The 16,728-nt window shown below is 63.7% G+C and carries 19 protein-coding genes; 7 read left to right on the plus strand and 12 right to left on the minus strand.

What is annotated here, in order from left to right; genetic code table 11:
• Positions 1-40: 40 nt before the first annotated feature.
• Together L8U58_RS07750 and L8U58_RS07755 are read left to right on the plus strand one after the other, a co-directional pair.
• Positions 41-1,708 (plus strand): LCP family protein, encoded by a 1,668-nt coding sequence (locus tag L8U58_RS07750; RefSeq protein ID WP_269955058.1) that lies wholly within the window; start codon positions 41-43, stop codon positions 1,706-1,708.
• Positions 1,708-2,289 carry a TIGR03089 family protein gene (locus L8U58_RS07755; protein ID WP_269955059.1) on the plus strand — a complete coding sequence of 194 codons (582 nt, stop codon included), beginning with the start codon at positions 1,708-1,710 and terminating at the stop codon, positions 2,287-2,289. The genes L8U58_RS07750 and L8U58_RS07755 overlap by 1 nt, the downstream gene beginning before the upstream one ends.
• Here the strand turns inward: L8U58_RS07755 and L8U58_RS07760 are convergent.
• The 7 genes from L8U58_RS07760 to L8U58_RS07790 all read right to left on the minus strand — a co-directional run bounded on the left by L8U58_RS07760 (position 2,282) and on the right by L8U58_RS07790 (position 8,967).
• Positions 2,282-3,016, minus strand: coding sequence for an ABC transporter permease subunit (locus tag L8U58_RS07760; RefSeq protein ID WP_269955060.1), 735 nt, complete (start codon positions 3,014-3,016; stop codon positions 2,282-2,284). The two genes, L8U58_RS07755 and L8U58_RS07760, sit on opposite strands and share 8 nt — an antisense overlap.
• Positions 3,016-3,948: an ATP-binding cassette domain-containing protein gene (locus L8U58_RS07765; RefSeq protein WP_269955061.1), complete on the minus strand. Its 933-nt coding sequence runs from the start codon at positions 3,946-3,948 to the stop codon at positions 3,016-3,018. Before L8U58_RS07765 ends, L8U58_RS07760 begins: the two co-directional genes overlap by 1 nt.
• Positions 3,949-3,968: 20 nt before the next feature.
• Positions 3,969-4,709 carry an ABC transporter permease gene (locus L8U58_RS07770; protein ID WP_035006923.1) on the minus strand — a complete coding sequence of 247 codons (741 nt, stop codon included), beginning with the start codon at positions 4,707-4,709 and terminating at the stop codon, positions 3,969-3,971.
• A gap of 25 nt (positions 4,710-4,734) precedes the next feature.
• A complete protein-coding gene (locus L8U58_RS07775; RefSeq protein ID WP_269955062.1) occupies positions 4,735-5,670 on the minus strand; it encodes an ABC transporter ATP-binding protein in 936 nt (311 codons plus the stop codon).
• A 59-nt stretch (positions 5,671-5,729) separates the two neighbouring features.
• Positions 5,730-6,902, minus strand: coding sequence for an HNH endonuclease signature motif containing protein (locus tag L8U58_RS07780; RefSeq protein WP_269955063.1), 1,173 nt, complete (start codon positions 6,900-6,902; stop codon positions 5,730-5,732).
• Positions 6,903-7,065: 163 nt separating this feature from the next.
• Entirely contained in the window at positions 7,066-7,749 is a 684-nt protein-coding gene (locus L8U58_RS07785; RefSeq protein ID WP_269955064.1) for a response regulator, read from the minus strand.
• Positions 7,750-8,967: a sensor histidine kinase gene (locus L8U58_RS07790; protein WP_269955065.1), complete on the minus strand. Its 1,218-nt coding sequence runs from the start codon at positions 8,965-8,967 to the stop codon at positions 7,750-7,752.
• 179 nt (positions 8,968-9,146) lie between these two features.
• Between L8U58_RS07790 and L8U58_RS07795 the strand changes: the two genes are divergently transcribed.
• Both L8U58_RS07795 and L8U58_RS07800 read left to right on the plus strand, forming a co-directional pair.
• Positions 9,147-9,590 carry a hypothetical protein gene (locus tag L8U58_RS07795; RefSeq protein WP_269955066.1) on the plus strand — a complete coding sequence of 148 codons (444 nt, stop codon included), beginning with the start codon at positions 9,147-9,149 and terminating at the stop codon, positions 9,588-9,590.
• Positions 9,591-9,696: 106 nt separating this feature from the next.
• Positions 9,697-10,125, plus strand: a complete 429-nt coding sequence (locus L8U58_RS07800) for a hypothetical protein (protein ID WP_269955067.1) — start codon at positions 9,697-9,699, stop codon at positions 10,123-10,125.
• A gap of 34 nt (positions 10,126-10,159) precedes the next feature.
• On the opposite strand, the gene purE is transcribed toward L8U58_RS07800, so the two are convergent.
• The 4 genes from purE to L8U58_RS07820 are packed head-to-tail and all read right to left on the minus strand — an operon-like array spanning position 10,160 to position 13,259.
• Entirely contained in the window at positions 10,160-10,672 is a 513-nt protein-coding gene (gene purE, locus L8U58_RS07805) for a 5-(carboxyamino)imidazole ribonucleotide mutase (RefSeq protein ID WP_011274033.1), read from the minus strand.
• A gap of 3 nt (positions 10,673-10,675) precedes the next feature.
• Positions 10,676-11,911, minus strand: coding sequence for a 5-(carboxyamino)imidazole ribonucleotide synthase (locus L8U58_RS07810; protein ID WP_269955068.1), 1,236 nt, complete (start codon positions 11,909-11,911; stop codon positions 10,676-10,678).
• Positions 11,908-12,420, minus strand: coding sequence for a hypothetical protein (locus L8U58_RS07815; RefSeq protein WP_034971233.1), 513 nt, complete (start codon positions 12,418-12,420; stop codon positions 11,908-11,910). Before L8U58_RS07815 ends, L8U58_RS07810 begins: the two co-directional genes overlap by 4 nt.
• Positions 12,417-13,259 carry a biotin--[acetyl-CoA-carboxylase] ligase gene (locus tag L8U58_RS07820; protein ID WP_269955069.1) on the minus strand — a complete coding sequence of 281 codons (843 nt, stop codon included), beginning with the start codon at positions 13,257-13,259 and terminating at the stop codon, positions 12,417-12,419. The genes L8U58_RS07815 and L8U58_RS07820 overlap by 4 nt, the downstream gene beginning before the upstream one ends.
• Before the next feature lie 85 nt (positions 13,260-13,344).
• On the opposite strand from L8U58_RS07820, the gene L8U58_RS07825 reads away from it, so the two are divergent.
• From L8U58_RS07825 to L8U58_RS07835, 3 genes are read left to right on the plus strand one after another with little or no spacing between them, the layout of a single operon-like run.
• Complete coding sequence (locus L8U58_RS07825; protein WP_035001210.1) at positions 13,345-14,703, plus strand: acyl-CoA carboxylase subunit beta; 1,359 nt, start codon at positions 13,345-13,347, stop codon at positions 14,701-14,703.
• A 10-nt stretch (positions 14,704-14,713) separates the two neighbouring features.
• Positions 14,714-14,908, plus strand: a complete 195-nt coding sequence (locus L8U58_RS07830) for an acyl-CoA carboxylase subunit epsilon (RefSeq protein ID WP_034979592.1) — start codon at positions 14,714-14,716, stop codon at positions 14,906-14,908.
• A gap of 3 nt (positions 14,909-14,911) precedes the next feature.
• Positions 14,912-15,496 carry a Maf family protein gene (locus tag L8U58_RS07835; protein WP_035006948.1) on the plus strand — a complete coding sequence of 195 codons (585 nt, stop codon included), beginning with the start codon at positions 14,912-14,914 and terminating at the stop codon, positions 15,494-15,496.
• Here the strand turns inward: L8U58_RS07835 and L8U58_RS07840 are convergent.
• Positions 15,493-16,725, minus strand: coding sequence for a bifunctional 2-methylcitrate synthase/citrate synthase (locus tag L8U58_RS07840; RefSeq protein ID WP_269955070.1), 1,233 nt, complete (start codon positions 16,723-16,725; stop codon positions 15,493-15,495). The genes L8U58_RS07835 and L8U58_RS07840 overlap by 4 nt on opposite strands.
• Between the last annotated feature and the right edge of the window lie 3 nt (positions 16,726-16,728).

Raw genomic sequence — 16,728 nt, forward strand, 5'->3', positions numbered from 1 at the left:
GTACTACACCAGCCGCATTTTTGCCGCTAAAGTGATAACAATGACTGAGCATGAAAGAGGCCGCCACTCGCGGCGCATCCAGGCAGCCCCGGGCGGCCGGGAAGCCAAGCAGATCGGTTCCCGACTGTCGCGCGGAGTAGTCGCCGCAGTCTCGGCACTATCGCTGGTCGTGATGGGGATCGGCTACATGGCCGTCGGCAACCTCAACGATGGTCTTGCTCAGGCCGATAACCTGAACCTCGGCAACCAGCCCGATGGGGCGACCGACATTCTGCTGGTGGGCGTGGATTCGCGCACGGACGCGAAGGGCAATCCGCTGTCGCAGCAGGAGATCGACATGCTCCGCGCTGGCGAGGAAGAGGCCACCAACACAGACACGATGATCCTGATCCGCATCCCGAATGATGGATCCTCCGCCACCGCAGTGTCTCTGCCCCGCGATACCTACGTGCGCACCCGCGACTACGGAAACATGAAGCTCAACGGCGTGTACGGCACGGCGAAGTTCGAGAAGTCGCAGGAACTGTCCAAGAACGGCGAGACCAACAAATCCGAGGTCGACAAGAAGTCCACCGAGGCCGGGCGACAGGCGCTAATCAGTTCTGTGGCTGACCTCACCGGCATCAACGTGGACCACTACGCCGAGGTCGGCCTGCTGGGCTTTGTGCTGCTGACCGACGCGGTCGGCGGCGTGGACGTGTGCCTGAAAAACAAGGTGGACGAGCCCCTGTCCGGCGCGAAGTTCAAGGCCGGGCGCCAGACCCTCACCGGCCAGGATGCGCTGAGCTTTGTCCGCCAGCGCCACGAACTGCCCCGCGGTGACTTGGATCGGATCACCCGCCAGCAGGCGTACATGGCCAGCCTGGCCAACCACGTCCTGTCCTCGAAGACGCTGACGGATCCCGGCAGCATGTCCAAGCTCAACAACGCGGTGCAGCGCTCCGTGGTGCTGGATAGCGGCTGGGATGTCATGGGCCTGGCTACACAGATGCAGAACATGGCCGGCGGCGACGTGAGCTTCCAGACCATCCCCGTCACCAGCATCGACGGCACCGGCGACTACGGAGAGTCCGTCGTCACGGTCGATACCGACCAGGTCCACAAGTTCTTCAAGGAACTGCTGGGCGACAAGCCGGGCGAGGAGGAACCCACCTCCGACAAGCCGGCGGACATTACCGACTACAAGGCCGGGGACTACAAGGTCAACGTATTCAACGCTTCCGAGCAGGCCGGCCTGGCGGCGCGTGTGTCGGAGCTGGCAAAGCAGTACGGCTACAAGTCCGGCAAGGTGGGTAACCACCCGGAGACCGGTGTGTCGGAGTCCCAGGTCAACGCGAAGAACGCCGACGATCCGGCCGCCCGGGCGCTGGCCAAGCAGCTGGGCGGGCTGCCTGTCGTCCAGGATTCCTCCCTGGACGAACACGAGCTGTCGGTCACCCTGTCCGGCACCTACGCCGGCCCGGGCATCCTGGAGCAGTCCGCCCCGCTGACCAAGCCGGATGATCCGAATGTCGGCACGCTGACCGAGGGCATGAAGGACCTCGACGGCGATGGCATTCCGGACGAGACCACGAGCGCGGGCACCACTGCCAACTCCACGTCCACCGCCGCCAAGCCCTCCACCGTTGGCACGCCGGGTACCGGCCAGGGCACCGACCGTAAGGATCCGATCGACGCCGGTGGCGACGGTCCGATGTGTGTGAACTAATGGATATTATTGCCCCGCTCGTCGCCCAAGATCCGGCCAGCCCACGCCTCACCACGTACACCCCCGCCGGCCGCATGGAGCTGTCCGCACAGACGCTGCACAACTGGCAGTCGAAGGCCGCCCACCTGCTGGATTCGCTCGCCCCGACCTCAGTCGGGATCGCCTGCGCCCCGGGTTGGCAGCCACTCATGATTGTTCTGGGTTGCTGGCGGACTGATGTTTCTATTGTGGACGCCGACTCTTGCGACGTGCTTTTTACCGACGACTTAACACTGGCGGAGGCCCACTCGGGTGAGGTCTACATACTTTCCGACGACCCGTTTGGCCGCGGCGTGGAGGAATCCGGCGGCGAGCTGCCTTTCGGCGTGAACGACTTCTCCCCCGAGCTGCGCGTGCAACCCGATACCTACCCCGGCCCGGCTGTGGCCCCCGCCCCCGCTGGTCCGCGGGTGCTGGTGCCCGCATGGACCGATACCCAGTCAATGCTAGACGTACTAAAGCCGCTGCGAGACGGCGGCTCGGTGGTCATGGCCACCGAGCCTACGGCCGAGATCGCAGCGGCGGAGAACGCGACTATTTAACGTCCCTGCGCTGGTGGACGAGGAAAGCCCAGGCCACCAGCACAACCGTCCAGGCGACGACGATCGCCACGCTGACCGGGGTGTCGTGCTTGCCGACGGAGACGTTGCCGCCCAGGATCATCCAGATGTTGTTGAATGGCAGGTATGGCGCGATGTGCTCGGCAATCCATTCGCTGAGCTGCTGGGAGATCAGCTCCACTGCGGTGGCCCACACCAGTGGCAGCGCCACCGCGCCGGCCGAGGAGGGAATCAGCACGCCGATCGCCGAGGCCATCAAACTGACAAGCCCGGCGAACAGGATCGTCCAGCCCAGCAGCGGCAGTTGATCGGTATTCATCTTCTGCGGCAAAGTCGCCACCATCGCCAAAGAAGCGCCCACTGCCACCGCCATCGTCGCCATCGACAAGGCGGCGTTGACGAACATCTGTGCAAACAGTTGCTGCCACCGAGCCGGGATCACCAAGAACGACTGCGCGTGCAGGTTGTGCCCGCGCGAACCGCTGAGCCGGACGGCCGACAGGGACAAGATCAGCAAGTAGGCCGGCAAGAGGCCCACGCCCAGCTCCGCCAAGTTCACCTCGGGCTCGTTGGCCCCGTACTCGGATCTGTAGTAGCTCAGGGTCAAGATGTTGGCGCCCACGTAGAACAGCAGGACGAAGCCCAACATGATCCAGGTGCCCCACATCGCGCGCGAGCGCATCCATTCGCTGCGAATGATTCCTAGCATTACTGGCCCCTCCTGTCCTGAGTTCGGTACTCCACTGCCTGGCCGGTCGCGTCCAGGAACTTCTGCTCCAGGCCCGCGCGCTGCGGTGCCATCTCCAGAACCACCGCGCCGGTATCGCGTGCCAGTTCGCCGAGGCGTCGGTCCAGGTCGGGAGCTTCGGAGGCGAACTCCAGGGAGCCGTCGGTTTGCCGTGTGAGGTTGACGCCATCCAAGCGTGAGGTAGCGTCCACAAAAGAATCGGGATCGGCCACGCGCATCCGGATGGTGGGTTGGGCGCCCGTGCGCAGGAACTCGTCCATGGTGTATTCGCCGATGAGGGAGCCCTTGCCAATGACGACTAGGCGGTCGGCGGTGAGTTCCATCTCGTGCAGCAAGTGGGAGCTGACCAGTACGGCGCGGCCCTCGGCAGCGCTGCTGCGGATCAGTCCACGCATCCAATGCACGCCCTCGGGGTCGAGGCCGTTGACCGGTTCGTCGAGGATCAGGTGCTGCGGGTCGCCCAGCAGAGCCACGGCCAGGCCCAGGCGCTGCTTCATACCGAGGGAGAACTTCTTGATCTTGCGCTTTTGCACATCGGCCAGGCCCACCAGCTCCAGGCACTCGTCGGCACGGGACTGCGAGATCCCGGCCGCCTGGGCGATGGAGCGGATGTGTGCCCTGGCGGAGTGGCTCGGCATGTACCAGGTCGGTTCCAGCAGCGCGCCAGCGATGTGAGGACGCTGCGCGCGGTAGGAACTCAAAGGCTTGCCATTAAAGGTGACTTCGCCTTTACCTATCGTGTCGAGCCCCAGGATGCAGCGCATCGTGGAGGACTTACCGGAACCGTTCGGCCCCAGAAAGCCAGTGACCTGGCCATCTGGAACCGAAAAAGTGAGCCCATGGAGAACCTCCGTGGACCCATACTTTTTCGTTAATTCTTTGACTGCGATCATGTCGACAGGCTATCAAAAACCTACTTCACGTCTCGGGCCTTGTTGCTGTACAGCCCCAGCGCCAGCATGACGACCATCCAGACGATCAGCACCACGAATCCCGAGGTCGGGGTGGCCATTCCGTCGTGGTTCGTGGAGTCTACCCAGGAGATCATGTCCTGCACGCGGTTGCCCGGAGACAGGTGATACAGCGTCTTCAGGAAGGAGATCTGCTGCCCTCCGGCGGCAAGCAAGCCCTCGACGACCAGCATCCAGACCAGCGGCAGAGAAATCGCGCCCACGCGGTTGCGCAGCAGCGCTGCGATTCCCACAGCCACCACGGCCAGAGCCGGGACAGCCACGGCGTAGCCCCAGAGGACTAGCGGCTTCTCGCCGGTGAAGTTACCCGCCGGGAAGATAGTCACTACCAGCCAGCTCAGTGCGGCGCCGGCCAAGAAATTCAGCTCCGCGAACACGGCCGCCACCAGTGCGCGAGCCAGCAGCCACGAGCTCCTGCTCTTCTGTGTGAGGAAGGAGTGGGCCGTCATATGGTTGTTAATGTCGCCGCCCGCGGTGGACGCACCGAAAACGATGGCGATCATCAGGAAGATCATCCCGCCGGTGAGCAGGTCGGGCCAGTCCGTATCGATCTGCGAGGAATCGCTGAAAAGCATGTACAGCGTAACCGGCCCATACAGCGAGCCCGTGAACAGGATGACGTAGATCCACGTGCTGCGGAGGGTGAGCAGCTTCGTAACTTCGGAGGAAATTGCCTTGAGCATTGTTTGTCCTTTTCTGTTTGAGGGCCTAGTTGGTGCGGTATTCCTGCTGTCCCGCCGTGGCGGCGAGGAAGCGCTGTTCCAGGTTGTCTGCGGTGGTCGCGAGCTTGGTCACCGCGAACTTTTCCTCTAGCGCCGTGGCCGCGATCGCTGCGCGCACCTCGTGCTCTGGCATGCTATCGACGCCCACACGCAGCGTCCGCTCCCTATCCAGATCGACCTGGAAACCGCGGCTGCGGAGGCTATCTGCCAGCAAGACCGCTTCCTTGCATTCGACCTCTACGTGCGCGCCGCCGGCGAGGAACTCGTCCAGAGTCTGTTCGCCGATGAGCTTGCCCTGTCCGATCAGCACGAGGCGATCGGCAGTTTGCTGCATCTCGCTGAGCAGGTGAGAGCTGACCAGCAGGGCACGCCCGTCGTCGGCGAGCTGGCGGATGATGCGACGCATCCAGGACACACCCTCGGGGTCGAGGCCGTTGACTGGCTCGTCGAGAATCAGGTGCTGCGGGTTACCAAGGAGGGCTGCGGCCAGGCCGAGGCGCTGCTTCATACCCAGCGAATAGCCACTAACCTTCTTCTTGCCCGCGCTGGTCAGGCCGACCATGTCGAGGCATTCGTCGACGCGCTTGTCGGAGATGCCGGCGCCCTTCGCGATGACGCGAAGGTGGTTGCGGCCGCTGCGGGCAGGGGTGAACCAACCGGCATCCAGAACTGCGCCGGCGATGCTGGACTTGTTATCCAAGCCTGCGAATTCGCCTGCGTATCCCTTGCCGCTAAAGGTCACCTTGCCGGCGCTCGGCTTGTCGAGGCCGAGCATGCAGCGCATGGTGGTGGACTTGCCCGCGCCGTTGGGCCCGAGGAAGCCTGTCACCTGCCCGTCCGGGACGGTGAATGAAAGGTCGTTGACTACTGTTTTCTTGCCGTACCTCTTGGTGAGGTTTTCCACGATGATCATGGTTCCCATGCTGCCGCCCGGGGTGGTGTTCCCACATCGGACGAGGGGTTGATCTTGCGTGTCCTACCTCAGTATGACGGCCCGCCACCCCTTTCCTCTATCGCCTGGTGATATTCGGCCAGTGCCTTGGTTTTGCGGACGTTGCGCTGGGCGAAGGTCTCGCGCCCCAGCGGCCCCTCGGCCTCTGTGATCACGCTGTGCCCGTCGCCGTGGGAGGTCCACACTTCGTGACCGTCGGGATATAGGGCGACGTCCCAGCTTCCCGCGGTCTTGAGGTTGTGATGCTTCGAGCAAAGCAAGTGTAAGTTTGCCGTGGACGTCGGCCCGCTGCCGTAGCGCCGTACGTGGTCGTATTGGCACTTATAGGCGGGAACCTCGCAGCCCGGGAAGCGACAGTGCAGGTCACGCCCAGCGACGGCGGCCTTGATGCTCTCCGTCGGCGCGTAGCCCTCGCACTCCGCATACCCCGGCGCGGACAGGTGCGTCACCCGCTGCAGCCAGGTCTTGGCGGCGGAGCGGTTCAGCCAGTGGTCCTCCCCTAGCACCGCGCCGTCATTCGCCGGATCGTGGTACAGGTTCAAAGTCACGGAGACCTCGGCCTTACCGGTGATCAGCCGCACCATAGCCTCGGGCTGCGAGCAGTCGTATTTCTTGGCGGTGGCGCGCACGATCTTGTCGATCTCGATACCCTCCATCCGCGGAACGCGCAGCGTGAACGTGGTGTACTCCGGGTCGCGGCAATCCACTCCCAAACACGGTTCGGCCGGCGTGGCCTCATCCTTAGGTACGACGTCGCGGTCGATATCCTGCAAAATCTTCGCGATGCGATTGTGGATCGTCCTCGGGGACATCACGTGCTGGTTGGGACGTGAGGGCGTCAATTCGCAAAGAACCTTTTCTTCAACGACCGAGCGATCGTCCGGCGCCACCGCAAAAAGATCCTGCGCCACCCGCAATACATGGCGGTCGGTGAAGCAGCCTTCTTCGAAGTAATCGACAAGGCGCGGATAGTCGCGCAGTACGAAGGCGGCCTCGGCCCAGGCCTCCGCAACTCCGACCGAAACACCTAGACGCACGGCAAGTCGGGTGCAGAAATCGGGCACCAGATCGTCCCCGTCCGGCACGCATGCCATGATCAGGCGGAACCGTTGCTGATTAAGGTTTCGCGCCGCAATGGTCAGCGGATCCTGCGAGGTAGCTATTCGAAATGATGGTGGTGAGGTGGGATCTTTCGTGTGCATGGAACTCCCTTGGTGGTGCGGCGAGGTTACCCCCGCCAAACTTCCCAAAAACAGAATAGAACACACGCACAACCCAAGTCAATAGCCAGCCAAAACTTTTTTCTTTTTTAATGACGCCACCAGCCTGAACAGCAAGAACTCCCCTAAAGTTTAAGTGGAGGTTTTAGAAAGTTTGTTCTAGCAAATCGTTGGCCTGTACTAGGTGATGCTTAAACGCAAACAGCACCGCGTGCACACGATCGCGGGACTGGGTCTTTGTGAGCACGCGGCCGACATGAGTCTTGACGGTGGGCAGCGAAATGTAAAGCTTGTCGGCGATCTCCTGGTTGCTTAGGCCCAGCGCGATAAGCTGCAAAATCTCGAGCTCGCGCGGGGTCAGAGGATCGGGAAGTTCGAGCTCGACGGGCTCGTGGCGCTGCGGAGCCTGCGCCATGCGAATGTTGCGCAGCAGGCGCGCGGTGGCCTTCGGGCTAATGACGGCAGCGGAGTCGCCGACAGTGCGGACGGCGGAGATGAGGTCCTCGGGGTCAGTGTCCTTGAGTAGGAAACCGCTGGCCCCGGCCTCCACGGCGCCGAGGACGTAGTTGTCATTATCAAAGGTGGTCAGCACGATCACGCGGGCGCCGGTGGTGCCGGCAACCACCCGGCGGGTCGCCTCGATGCCGTCCAAGCGGGGCATCTGCACATCCATGAGGATGATGTCGACGGGCTGCGACTCGGCCAGCTCGCAGGCCTCCTGCCCGTCGGCAGCCTGCCAGACAACCGAAATATCGTCCTGCGAATCCAACACCAAGCCAAACCCGGCGCGCACCAGCTGCTGATCGTCGGCCAAACCTACGCGTATCACTTAATCCTCCTTCGCATAAGGCACCGTAGCAGTGACGTTCCACCCTCCGGGGTATACCGCCGAAGCTCCCCACCTAGCCGTGCCGCCATGAATGGCCACGCGCTGGCGAATGCCGGTCAGGCCGCGCCCGGAGCCCTCGATCTGCTCGTCGCCAGGCGCGTTATCCACGCTAATGGTCACCTGGGCGGGCTCCCACTCCAACCGCACCTGGGCAGGCACAGCGCCGGCGTGTTTCAGCACGTTCGTCAGGGATTCCTGCACGATGCGGTACACACTGAGGTCGCGGACCTCGTCCAGCTGGCTCGGCTCGCCCGTGACATGCAGCTGCACCTGCACCCCACTGCGCTTTGCATCCGCCACCAGGTCGGGAACGCCGGCCACCCCAGGGGTGACGGTGGTAGAACGCGGCGAGGGGGCGTCATCGTGAAGAACAGAGAGCAGCTCCCGCATCTGGGTCAAAGCCGAGCGACCGCGCGCGGCGATCGTGTCGAGGGCTTCTATGGCCTTGTCCGGATCCTTGCGACCTGCGTAGCGCCCACCATCGGCCTGCGCGATGACGACGGTGAGGGAATGCGCAACGATGTCGTGCAGCTCCCGGGCGATGCGGTTGCGCTCGCTGACGGTGGCGAGCTCGGCGCGGGCGGCCAGCGCCTCCACTGCCTGGTCACGGCGCAACGAGTAGCGGCCCGTCAGCCACATGAGGGCAACGGTGACGCTCACGAGCAGCAGGATTAGACCCCAGACAAGCCAGAATTCTTTGGTCCGGAAGTCAACTCCAGCCCAGACCAAATCGCCATGCACTGCGACACGAGCGTTGTAGAAAGTTCCCCACACCATCGCGAAGAAGGAACCGAACAATAGCAATGACAGCCACAACTTGCGGCGCAGCGTCAGCTTCGCGGAGATGAAGTAAGCCTCGTAGGCCACGACCAGGTAGCCGAGAGGCCAGACCAGCAGCGCCGACGCTGCGTACGCGAACATGCCAACCGCAGTCACCGCCACCCCGGGTTCCGGACGGAATCGCTGCAAGAGCAGTCCGGTAAAGCTTATAACCAAGCCGATGATGGAGACGACAACCTGCCAGGTTTTGGTTCCAATTCCGGTGCCAAACGTTGCACTCACGCCGAGGAAAGCAAATGCCAGAACGACTACAGAAACCAACACCCACCAAGACGCGTCGCGCCACCACACGGGGCGCAGGACTGCTTCATAGGACATGTATGAAGAGTCTAGCTACAGTCGCACCCTATCGCCGTAAACAAGCAGGCCATTGACGAAACAACTTCTGCTCGGCAACAAATGGCGTTCGAACGCTATATGATCAACCAGAGGATGTCGCCAGACCTAGCCCGAGACATGGCAGATTGGCTGGAGATCATGTTAGGCTTCTAAAACTGATGAAGAAGCAAATCGGCGAACTTGGCTCACTCATTGCATTGACCCTCACCCTTGTGGCCATATGTCTCCCGATAGTATTGACTGTCATTGCAACGCAATGGATCATCCCAAACGCGCACTGGCGATTCAGCGTCGGCGGCGTTTGGGCTGTGCCACTGTGGAGCTTAACCGTCCTCATCCTGTCGCCGATATTGGACATCTCAGTTGCGATTGTTGCTAGAGCTTTCATTATGCTCGGAATCTGCCCGTCAGAGTACTGGGTGTCCACAATTGCTGGCACCTTTCTCTTGGCTGCTGTTTTTTACATTATCCTTACGCCTTTCTATGCCTGCCTAATTGCCGCCCTTGTTTGCGCAATCCTAAATGAGATTCTTGAGCCATTAATCCCCCCAAGAAATACTTCTACCGAGTTCGATAAGAATCTTATCGATCGAGGATCTTGATTTCTTTGTTACCAGGTTTAAAACCAGCCATCCAGGCGATACGATTCACACCTGCTGGGAATGAGTCAGTCTCTTGGGGTACACAAATTGCGAGATGAGGTAAATTATGGCCTATTTAATCATCGACCCATCCGGCAACCCATTAAGTCGCCCGAATGATGGAGATGTTGTATCCAATCCAGTCACAGGGCAGGTCCTTACCGTCAGCTTCCTGAGGATAACCACGCCCGACGGGGACTATGAAGTTGATTTTCTTCCCGGAATTGTCGACCTCTACCAAGGAAGCAAGGATAGATCATCCTACTCCACAAATATTCAAGACATAAGCGTCGAGAAAGGAACTCGACTTTACAAAATTGGCAGTATTGACCATATAGATGATGTAACCCTGACGCATTTAGGGGATAAATACCGAGTTCAGGCCGCGAAACTAGACGACACGAAACCAGATAGTTTAATCCTCTGCGAAGATGGTTTGTCTGCTACCGACAGGCCTCAAGGAGTTTTTCCCGTTCTCCACAAAGTAGATGAGTAGGCAGCCCCGACGACCCCTACCCAGTTAGAACGCTTCACCCCATCAACTTCTGCTGCAGGGCACGATCCTTCTCCAGCACCGCGTCGCGCATATTCTCCTGGTATTCGACCATCTTGTCCATCAGAGCCTCGTCAGCCACCGCGAGGGTGCGCACGGCCAGCAGTCCGGCGTTCTTCGCGCCGTCGATGGAGACGGTGGCAGTCGGCACGCCGCCCGGCATCTGCACGATCGAGAGCAGGGAATCCAGGCCATCCAGGTTGCCCAGGGCGCGCGGAATGCCGATCACCGGCAGTGGGGTGGCCGCGGCGACCATACCAGGCAGGTGGGCGGCACCGCCGGCGCAGGCGATGATCACCTTCACGCCGCGGGTGTGCGCGGTGCGGGCGTAGTCGAGCATGCGCTCCGGGGTGCGGTGCGCGGAGACCACGCCGACCTCGAAGGGGATGCCGAACTCAGCCAGCACCTCGGCGGCCGGTTCGACGGTGGGCCAGTCGGAATCGGACCCCATCACCAGGCCGACCAGCGGGGTGCGTGCGTTCTCAGTCATCGTTTAGTCCTCCCATTCGGCGGTTTCCAGGAACTTCGCGGCCAGACGCGCCTGCTCGCGCGTGCGCGCCGGATCCTCCCCCAGCATATTGACGTGGCCGATCTTGCGGCGCGGGCGCCAATCCTTGCCGTACATGTGGATCTTCGCGTTCGGGAATCGACGCCACACCGCGTCCATACGCTCGTGCATCGGCATCGCCGGATCCTCGTCCGCTCCCAGCACGTTTGCCATCACCACCACCGGCGCGGTCGGCTCCGTGGAGCCCAGCGGGCGATCCAGTACGGCGCGGACGTGCTGCTCGAATTGGCTGGTGACGCAGCCGTCCTGCGTCCAGTGGCCGGTGTTGTGCGGGCGCATCGCCAGCTCGTTGACGATGATCTCCGGCTGGCCGTTGTCGTCGGTGGTCTCGAACAGTTCCACGGCCAGCACGCCCGTCACGCCCAGCTCGGTGACGATGTCACGGGACAACTGCTCGGCGGCGGCCAGGATCTCCGGCGTGGAGTTCGGGGCGGGTGCCACAGCCTCCACGCAGATGCCATCTTCCTGCAGGGACTCGACCGCCGGCCACGCCTGCACCTCGCCGGACGGAGTGCGGGCGACCATGGCGGACAGCTCGCGCACCAGCGCGACCTTCTTCTCCGCCATCAGGGGGATCTCCTTGTCCAGCAGCTTCTCCACCAGCTCGCGGGCCTCGTCCACCGTGTCGGGGAACCACACGCCCTTGCCGTCGTAGCCACCGCGGCGGGCCTTCAGGCAGACCTGGCCGCCCACGGCCTCGAAAAACCCGGCGATGTCATCGGCGGATTCGATGGCGGCGAAGGGCGGCACTGGGGCTCCCAGCTCGCGCAGCTTCTTGCGCATCACCAGCTTGTCCTGCGCGTTGATCAGCGCCGCGGGCTGCGGCTGGACGTTCACGCCCTCGGCGATGAGGTCGTCCAGGAAGCGGTTCGGAACGTGCTCGTGGTCGAAGGTCACCGCGTCGGAATCCTGAGCAACCTCGCGGACGTGCTCCTCCAGCGCGTAATCCCCCAGCACCACGTCGGCGGTCACCTGCGCGGCCGAGGAATCCGGCGACCCGGCCAGCACACGGCAACTTAAGCCCAACTCGATCGCCGCCTGTTGAGTCATGCGCGCCAACTGACCATCGCCGATGATCGTCACCAACGGCGCGCCCGGCGCGTGTGCGGCAGGGCGCGCTAAAGACCAGTCGGCTGTGTTATTCCCATTGCTCTCACTCACAGCTCCCAACTATAGTTCCCCGGCCCGACACTCTTAATCTGGCTCTTCAGCAGCCTCTCGAACTTGCGGGTATAGGGAACCGAATGCAGCACCAAAGGCACGCGCGCCCCGGCCACGTACACCGCCACGTCGCCCCGGTGGGCCCTGCAATCCACCACGTTGGCCAGTGGGATCTGGCCAATGCGACTGCGCAGGTGGCCGGTCGCGGTGATCAGGCGCCTGTCGGTCAGCAGCATGCGGGAGCGCGCGCGGAAAACCAGGTGTCGCACGCAGCGCCTCCAGCACACCAACAGCCACGCAACCAGCAGCCCCCGCCGAAGCCACATGCAGGCTTCCACCGTAGGGGCGTCCAGAAATTGGGTGGCCATGTACTGATCCAGCGCGCCGATGCCCATCCAGAACAGGCCCGTCCACAACAGCAGGCGCAGGACGGGGAAGAACATGGAGCGGCGGGCGGGGCTGAGCTCGGCGAGGATCTGCTCGTCCGGGTCGAAGGTGATTTTGCTCATGCGTAGCGCCCTCCGTAGTCGCCGGTGCCGTCGGCGCGCAGATGCACGATCTCGCCCGCACGGATCAGGCGCGTGCCCTCCGCGGTGCGGACCAGCAACTCGCCGTCGTCGTCGATGTCGGTCGCCGTGCCCTCCACGATCTCGTCGCCGGGCAGGAAAGCACGCACGGCCGTGCCGATGGTCGCGGAAGCCTGGCGGTATCGCGGCAGCACGGTCTGGGCCGCCCCTCCTAGTCGACGCCACCGCTCCAGATTCGCCGCCAGCTCCGCGAACACGGCCACCGCGACGTCCTCGCGCGTCGGGCAGGGCATCCCCAGTCGGGCGCATTCGAGGTCGATGGAGCTAGCGTGGGCGACGGGCAGCTCGTCGGTCTGCAGGTCGTGGTTAATACCGAAGCCCAGGATGATCGCCGGGTGCGGGTCCAGGTGCACGGCCTCCACCAGGATGCCCACCAGCTTGCGGCCATCCAGCACGCAGTCGTTGGGCCACTTCAGCTGGATGGGAATGTCGGCGCTGGCGCGGATGCCCTCCACGATCGACAGACCCGTCAGCAGTGGGAGCAGGCTAATACGGTCGACCGGCACGCCCGGCAGGCGCACCAGCACCGAGCAGATCAGCTGGCTGCGGGCCGGGGCTTCGAAGGAACGCCCCTTGCGGCCGCGGCCGGCGGTCTGCTCCTCGGCCATGAGTAAAGACATGTCAGGCAGGTCCTCGCCGCAGCGCACGCGGTCGGCCAGGTCGGTGCTGGTGGAGCCGGTGGTCTCTAGCACCTCGACGTGGCGGTAGCCCAGCGGGGCCAGGCGCTCGGCCAGGCGGCGGGGGTCTAGCGGCGTGCGCATGGCTGTACCATCCTTTCTCTTCACATGCCTTCCCTCAGACACTCTAGCCCCACCAATCACGGCGCTGGAGTTTTTACGCCGTATTATGGCCACCATGAGCTCTACCACCGACACATCGACCACCGCTGGGAAGATCGCCGACCTCCGCGATCGCCTAGCGGAGACCCACAAGCCGCAGGGGGACGAGATTCCGCGCGCCCGTCGCCGCGTGGACGCACTGCTGGATGCCGGTAGTTTCGTGGAGACCGACGCGCTGGCCCGCCACCGCGCCACCGCCTTCAAGGCCGACAAGTTCCGCCCCGTCACCGATGGCATCGTCGCCGGTTATGGCACCATCGACGGTCGCCCGGTGTGCGTGTTCTCCCAGGACGCGACTCTCTTCGACGGCCAGATCGGCGAAACCGCGGGCGAGAAAATCCTGAAGGTCATGGAGCTGGCCGTGAAGTCCGGCACCCCGCTGATCGGCATCTACGAGGGCACGGGCGCCCGCCCGAAGGAGGGCATCGCCGCCCTCGAGTACTTCTCCCGCATCCACAACCTGCAGGCGAAGCTCTCCGGCGTGGTCCCGCAAATCGCGCTGGTCGCCGGCCCCACCAGTGGCGCGCTGGTGCACTCGGTGGTCCTTTCCGATGTCGTCGTTGCGGTCAAGGGCGCCGGGGGCTTTGTAGGTGACGCCGCAGACGGCACCGCCCACCTTGTCGCCGAGGATGACGCCTCCGCGCTGGGACTCGTCGCGGACCTCCTGGGCTACCTGCCCAGCAACAACCGGGCACTCCCACTGCCTGGCGAGGACGGTTCGGCAGAGCCGGGCGAACTGGACGGCTTGATCCCCGACTCTGACGCGCAGACCTACGACATGCACGAGGTCTTGGCTCGCGTCGTAGACGCCGATACCGTGCTGGAACTGCAGAAACTCCACGCACCGAACCTGATTACGGCGCTGGCGCGGGTGGGCGGCCGAAGTGTGGGCGTCATTGCGAACCAGCCCGAACAGCAGGCAGGGGCGATCGACGTGGCGGCGGCCGAGAAGGCAGCACGCTTCATCCGCTTCTGCGACGCGTTCAACGTGCCGCTGGTGACCTTCGTGGACTCGGCGGGCTACGCGCCGGACGCACTGTTCCGCCGCACCGCGAAGCTGATCGGCGTGACGGCCGAGGCCTCCGTGGGCAAGATCGCGGTGATTACGCGCAAGGCATTCGGGGACGCGTACCTCTCGCTGGGCGCTAAGCGCCTGGGCACCGACCTGGTGTACGCATGGCCGACCGCGCAGATCGCGCAGGACGATAGCTACCAGGCGGAACCCTACTCCGCCGCGGAGCGGGGCCTGGTCGACGCGGTGATTCCGCCCTCCGAGACCCGCACCCGCATCATCGACGGCCTGCGACTGGTGGAGCGCAAGGCCGAAGATAGCTACCCACGCAAGCACGACAACCTGCCGTTCTAGGAGGAAGCGCGTGACGGAATTTCAGGTGATCAAGGGCAACCCGGACGAGGTAGAGACCCGGGCGCTGCAACTCATCGTTGACGACCTGGCCACGGAGGCCGAGGCACTGCGCAACGCGAAGCCCGATACGCGCGGGCACTACGGGCGCGGGGTGCTACACGGCAACCCGGGCGCGTTCCGCAATCCGCGGATGCCGCGGGGCTAGGGCATGCAGCTCACGCTGGCTAGCACCTCGCCCGCGCGCGAGAAGGTATTGAACGCCGCCGGAGTGTACCCGCGCAAGGTCTCCCCCGGTGTGGACGAAGAAGCCGCCGTGGCGGGACTCGTGAACCCTACCCCGGCGGACTATGTGCAGCACCTAGCCACCGCAAAGGCGCGGGCGGTCGAGGGAGAGCTGGTGCTGGGCGGCGACAGCATGCTGCTCATCGACGGCGAGCTGCAAGGCAAGCCGCACACGCGCGAAGAGACGGTGCGACGGTGGCGCCAGCAGCGCGGGAAACGCGCGGAGCTGATCACCGGGCACGCTCTTATCGACGCCGCCTCGGGCCAGATCTACGAGGAGGTTGTCGCCACACAGATCCAGTTCGCCGACGTGTCCGATCGCGCCATCGAGGCGTACGCGGTCACCGGCGAGCCGCTGGAGTGCGCCGGAGCCTTCACCCTGGAGGCGCTCGGCGGGTGGTTCATCGAAAGCATCGACGGGCACCCGTCGGCCGTGATCGGGTTATCGCTGCCCGCCCTACGGCGGGGGCTGGCGCACTTCGGATACGACTTCTCCGACCTCTGGGGCTAGTCAGCCTTGACGGCACGCTGCTCCGGGCCGACGTAGCTGGATAGCGGGCGGATCAGGGCGTTGTCGGCGTTCTGCTCCACAATGTGAGCGGTCCAGCCGACGACGCGAGCCATGACGAAGATCGGGGTGAAGAACGGGATGTCGATACCCAGCATGTAGTAAGTCGGACCCGCCGGGAAGTCCAGGTTCGGCTGGATGCCGGTGCGCTGGTCCATGGCCTTCTGCATGTTGTCATACATCTCCACCCAGCGCTGGCCGTCGTGGTTGGCGGCGGTGCGGCGCATGGCGGCCTCCATGGTGGGCACGCGCGAGTCGCCCTTCTTGTACACGCGGTGGCCGAAGCCCATGATCTTGTTCTTCGCGTCGCACTGATCCAGAACCCACTGCTCGGCGGCAGCCGGATCCTCGACGGCCAGGAAGTTGTGCATCACGGCCTCGTTCGCGCCACCATGCAGCGGACCCTTGAGGGCGCCGATGGCGCCGGTGACGGCAGAGTAGACGTCGCTCATGGTGGAGCTGATCACGCGGCCGGTGAAGGTGGAGGCGTTGAAGCCATGCTCCGCGTACAGGGTGAGGGACTGGTCGAAGGCCTCCACGTCGTCACGGTTGTTGGCGGGGCTGTCCTCGCCGTCGCCGAAGCACATGTACAGGAAGTTCTCCGCGATATCCCGGTCGCGGGACGGTGCGATGTACCCCAGGTTCTTACGTCGGCGCAGGTCATAGGCGATGATCGTCGGCAGCTTGGCCAGCAGGGTCAACCCGGTGCGGCGCACCGCATCGGGGCTCCGGTCGTGCGAGTTCAGGTCCTCCGTGCCGAACACGCTGACCGCAGTGCGTAGCACGTCCATGGGGTGGGCGGTCTTCGGCAGAGAGTTGATGAGGTCCAGCATGCTGCGGTCGATGGGGCGCAGGGCGCGCTCGCGCTGCCGGAACTGCTCGAGCTCCCGGAAGTCCGGTAGTTCGCCGTTCCACAGCAGGTAGGCGACGTCCTCGAAGGTGCAGTGTTCTGCCAGCTCCTCGACGGGGTAACCCCGGTAGGTCAGGGAGTTGGTCTCGGGGTTGACCTTGGAGACGGCCGAGGTATCCACCACCACGCCGTTGAGACCCTTGTTGATGTTCTTGTCGGTGCCGGTGGCGTTGGAGGTCTTGCTGGACTGGGCGCGCGGGGTGGTGAAGTCGGTTCGTCCGCGGTCGAAGGGAGCGTTGGAAACCTTGATTGGATCGGTCATGGT

Origin of the sequence: Corynebacterium macclintockiae (assembly GCF_027570165.1) — a bacterium.
Lineage (GTDB): Bacteria > Actinomycetota > Actinomycetes > Mycobacteriales > Mycobacteriaceae > Corynebacterium > Corynebacterium macclintockiae.

Bases quoted from the DNA above. Each gene is read 5' to 3' on its own strand.
- L8U58_RS07780 (WP_269955063.1), bottom strand. From the start codon at position 6,902: ATGCACACGAAAGATCCCACCTCACCACCATCATTTCGAATAGCTACC.
- L8U58_RS07775 (WP_269955062.1), bottom strand. From the start codon at position 5,670: ATGGGAACCATGATCATCGTGGAAAACCTCACCAAGAGGTACGGCAAG.
- L8U58_RS07840 (WP_269955070.1), bottom strand. From the start codon at position 16,725: ATGACCGATCCAATCAAGGTTTCCAACGCTCCCTTCGACCGCGGACGA.
- L8U58_RS07815 (WP_034971233.1), bottom strand. From the start codon at position 12,420: ATGAGCAAAATCACCTTCGACCCGGACGAGCAGATCCTCGCCGAGCTC.
- L8U58_RS07750 (WP_269955058.1), top strand. From the start codon at position 41: ATGACTGAGCATGAAAGAGGCCGCCACTCGCGGCGCATCCAGGCAGCC.
- L8U58_RS07835 (WP_035006948.1), top strand. From the start codon at position 14,912: ATGCAGCTCACGCTGGCTAGCACCTCGCCCGCGCGCGAGAAGGTATTG.
- L8U58_RS07800 (WP_269955067.1), top strand. From the start codon at position 9,697: ATGGCCTATTTAATCATCGACCCATCCGGCAACCCATTAAGTCGCCCG.
- L8U58_RS07795 (WP_269955066.1), top strand. From the start codon at position 9,147: ATGAAGAAGCAAATCGGCGAACTTGGCTCACTCATTGCATTGACCCTC.
- L8U58_RS07820 (WP_269955069.1), bottom strand. From the start codon at position 13,259: ATGCGCACGCCGCTAGACCCCCGCCGCCTGGCCGAGCGCCTGGCCCCG.
- L8U58_RS07790 (WP_269955065.1), bottom strand. From the start codon at position 8,967: ATGTCCTATGAAGCAGTCCTGCGCCCCGTGTGGTGGCGCGACGCGTCT.
- L8U58_RS07765 (WP_269955061.1), bottom strand. From the start codon at position 3,948: ATGATCGCAGTCAAAGAATTAACGAAAAAGTATGGGTCCACGGAGGTT.
- L8U58_RS07760 (WP_269955060.1), bottom strand. From the start codon at position 3,016: ATGCTAGGAATCATTCGCAGCGAATGGATGCGCTCGCGCGCGATGTGG.
- purE (WP_011274033.1), bottom strand. From the start codon at position 10,672: ATGACTGAGAACGCACGCACCCCGCTGGTCGGCCTGGTGATGGGGTCC.
- L8U58_RS07825 (WP_035001210.1), top strand. From the start codon at position 13,345: ATGGCCACCATGAGCTCTACCACCGACACATCGACCACCGCTGGGAAG.
- L8U58_RS07770 (WP_035006923.1), bottom strand. From the start codon at position 4,709: ATGCTCAAGGCAATTTCCTCCGAAGTTACGAAGCTGCTCACCCTCCGC.
- L8U58_RS07755 (WP_269955059.1), top strand. From the start codon at position 1,708: ATGGATATTATTGCCCCGCTCGTCGCCCAAGATCCGGCCAGCCCACGC.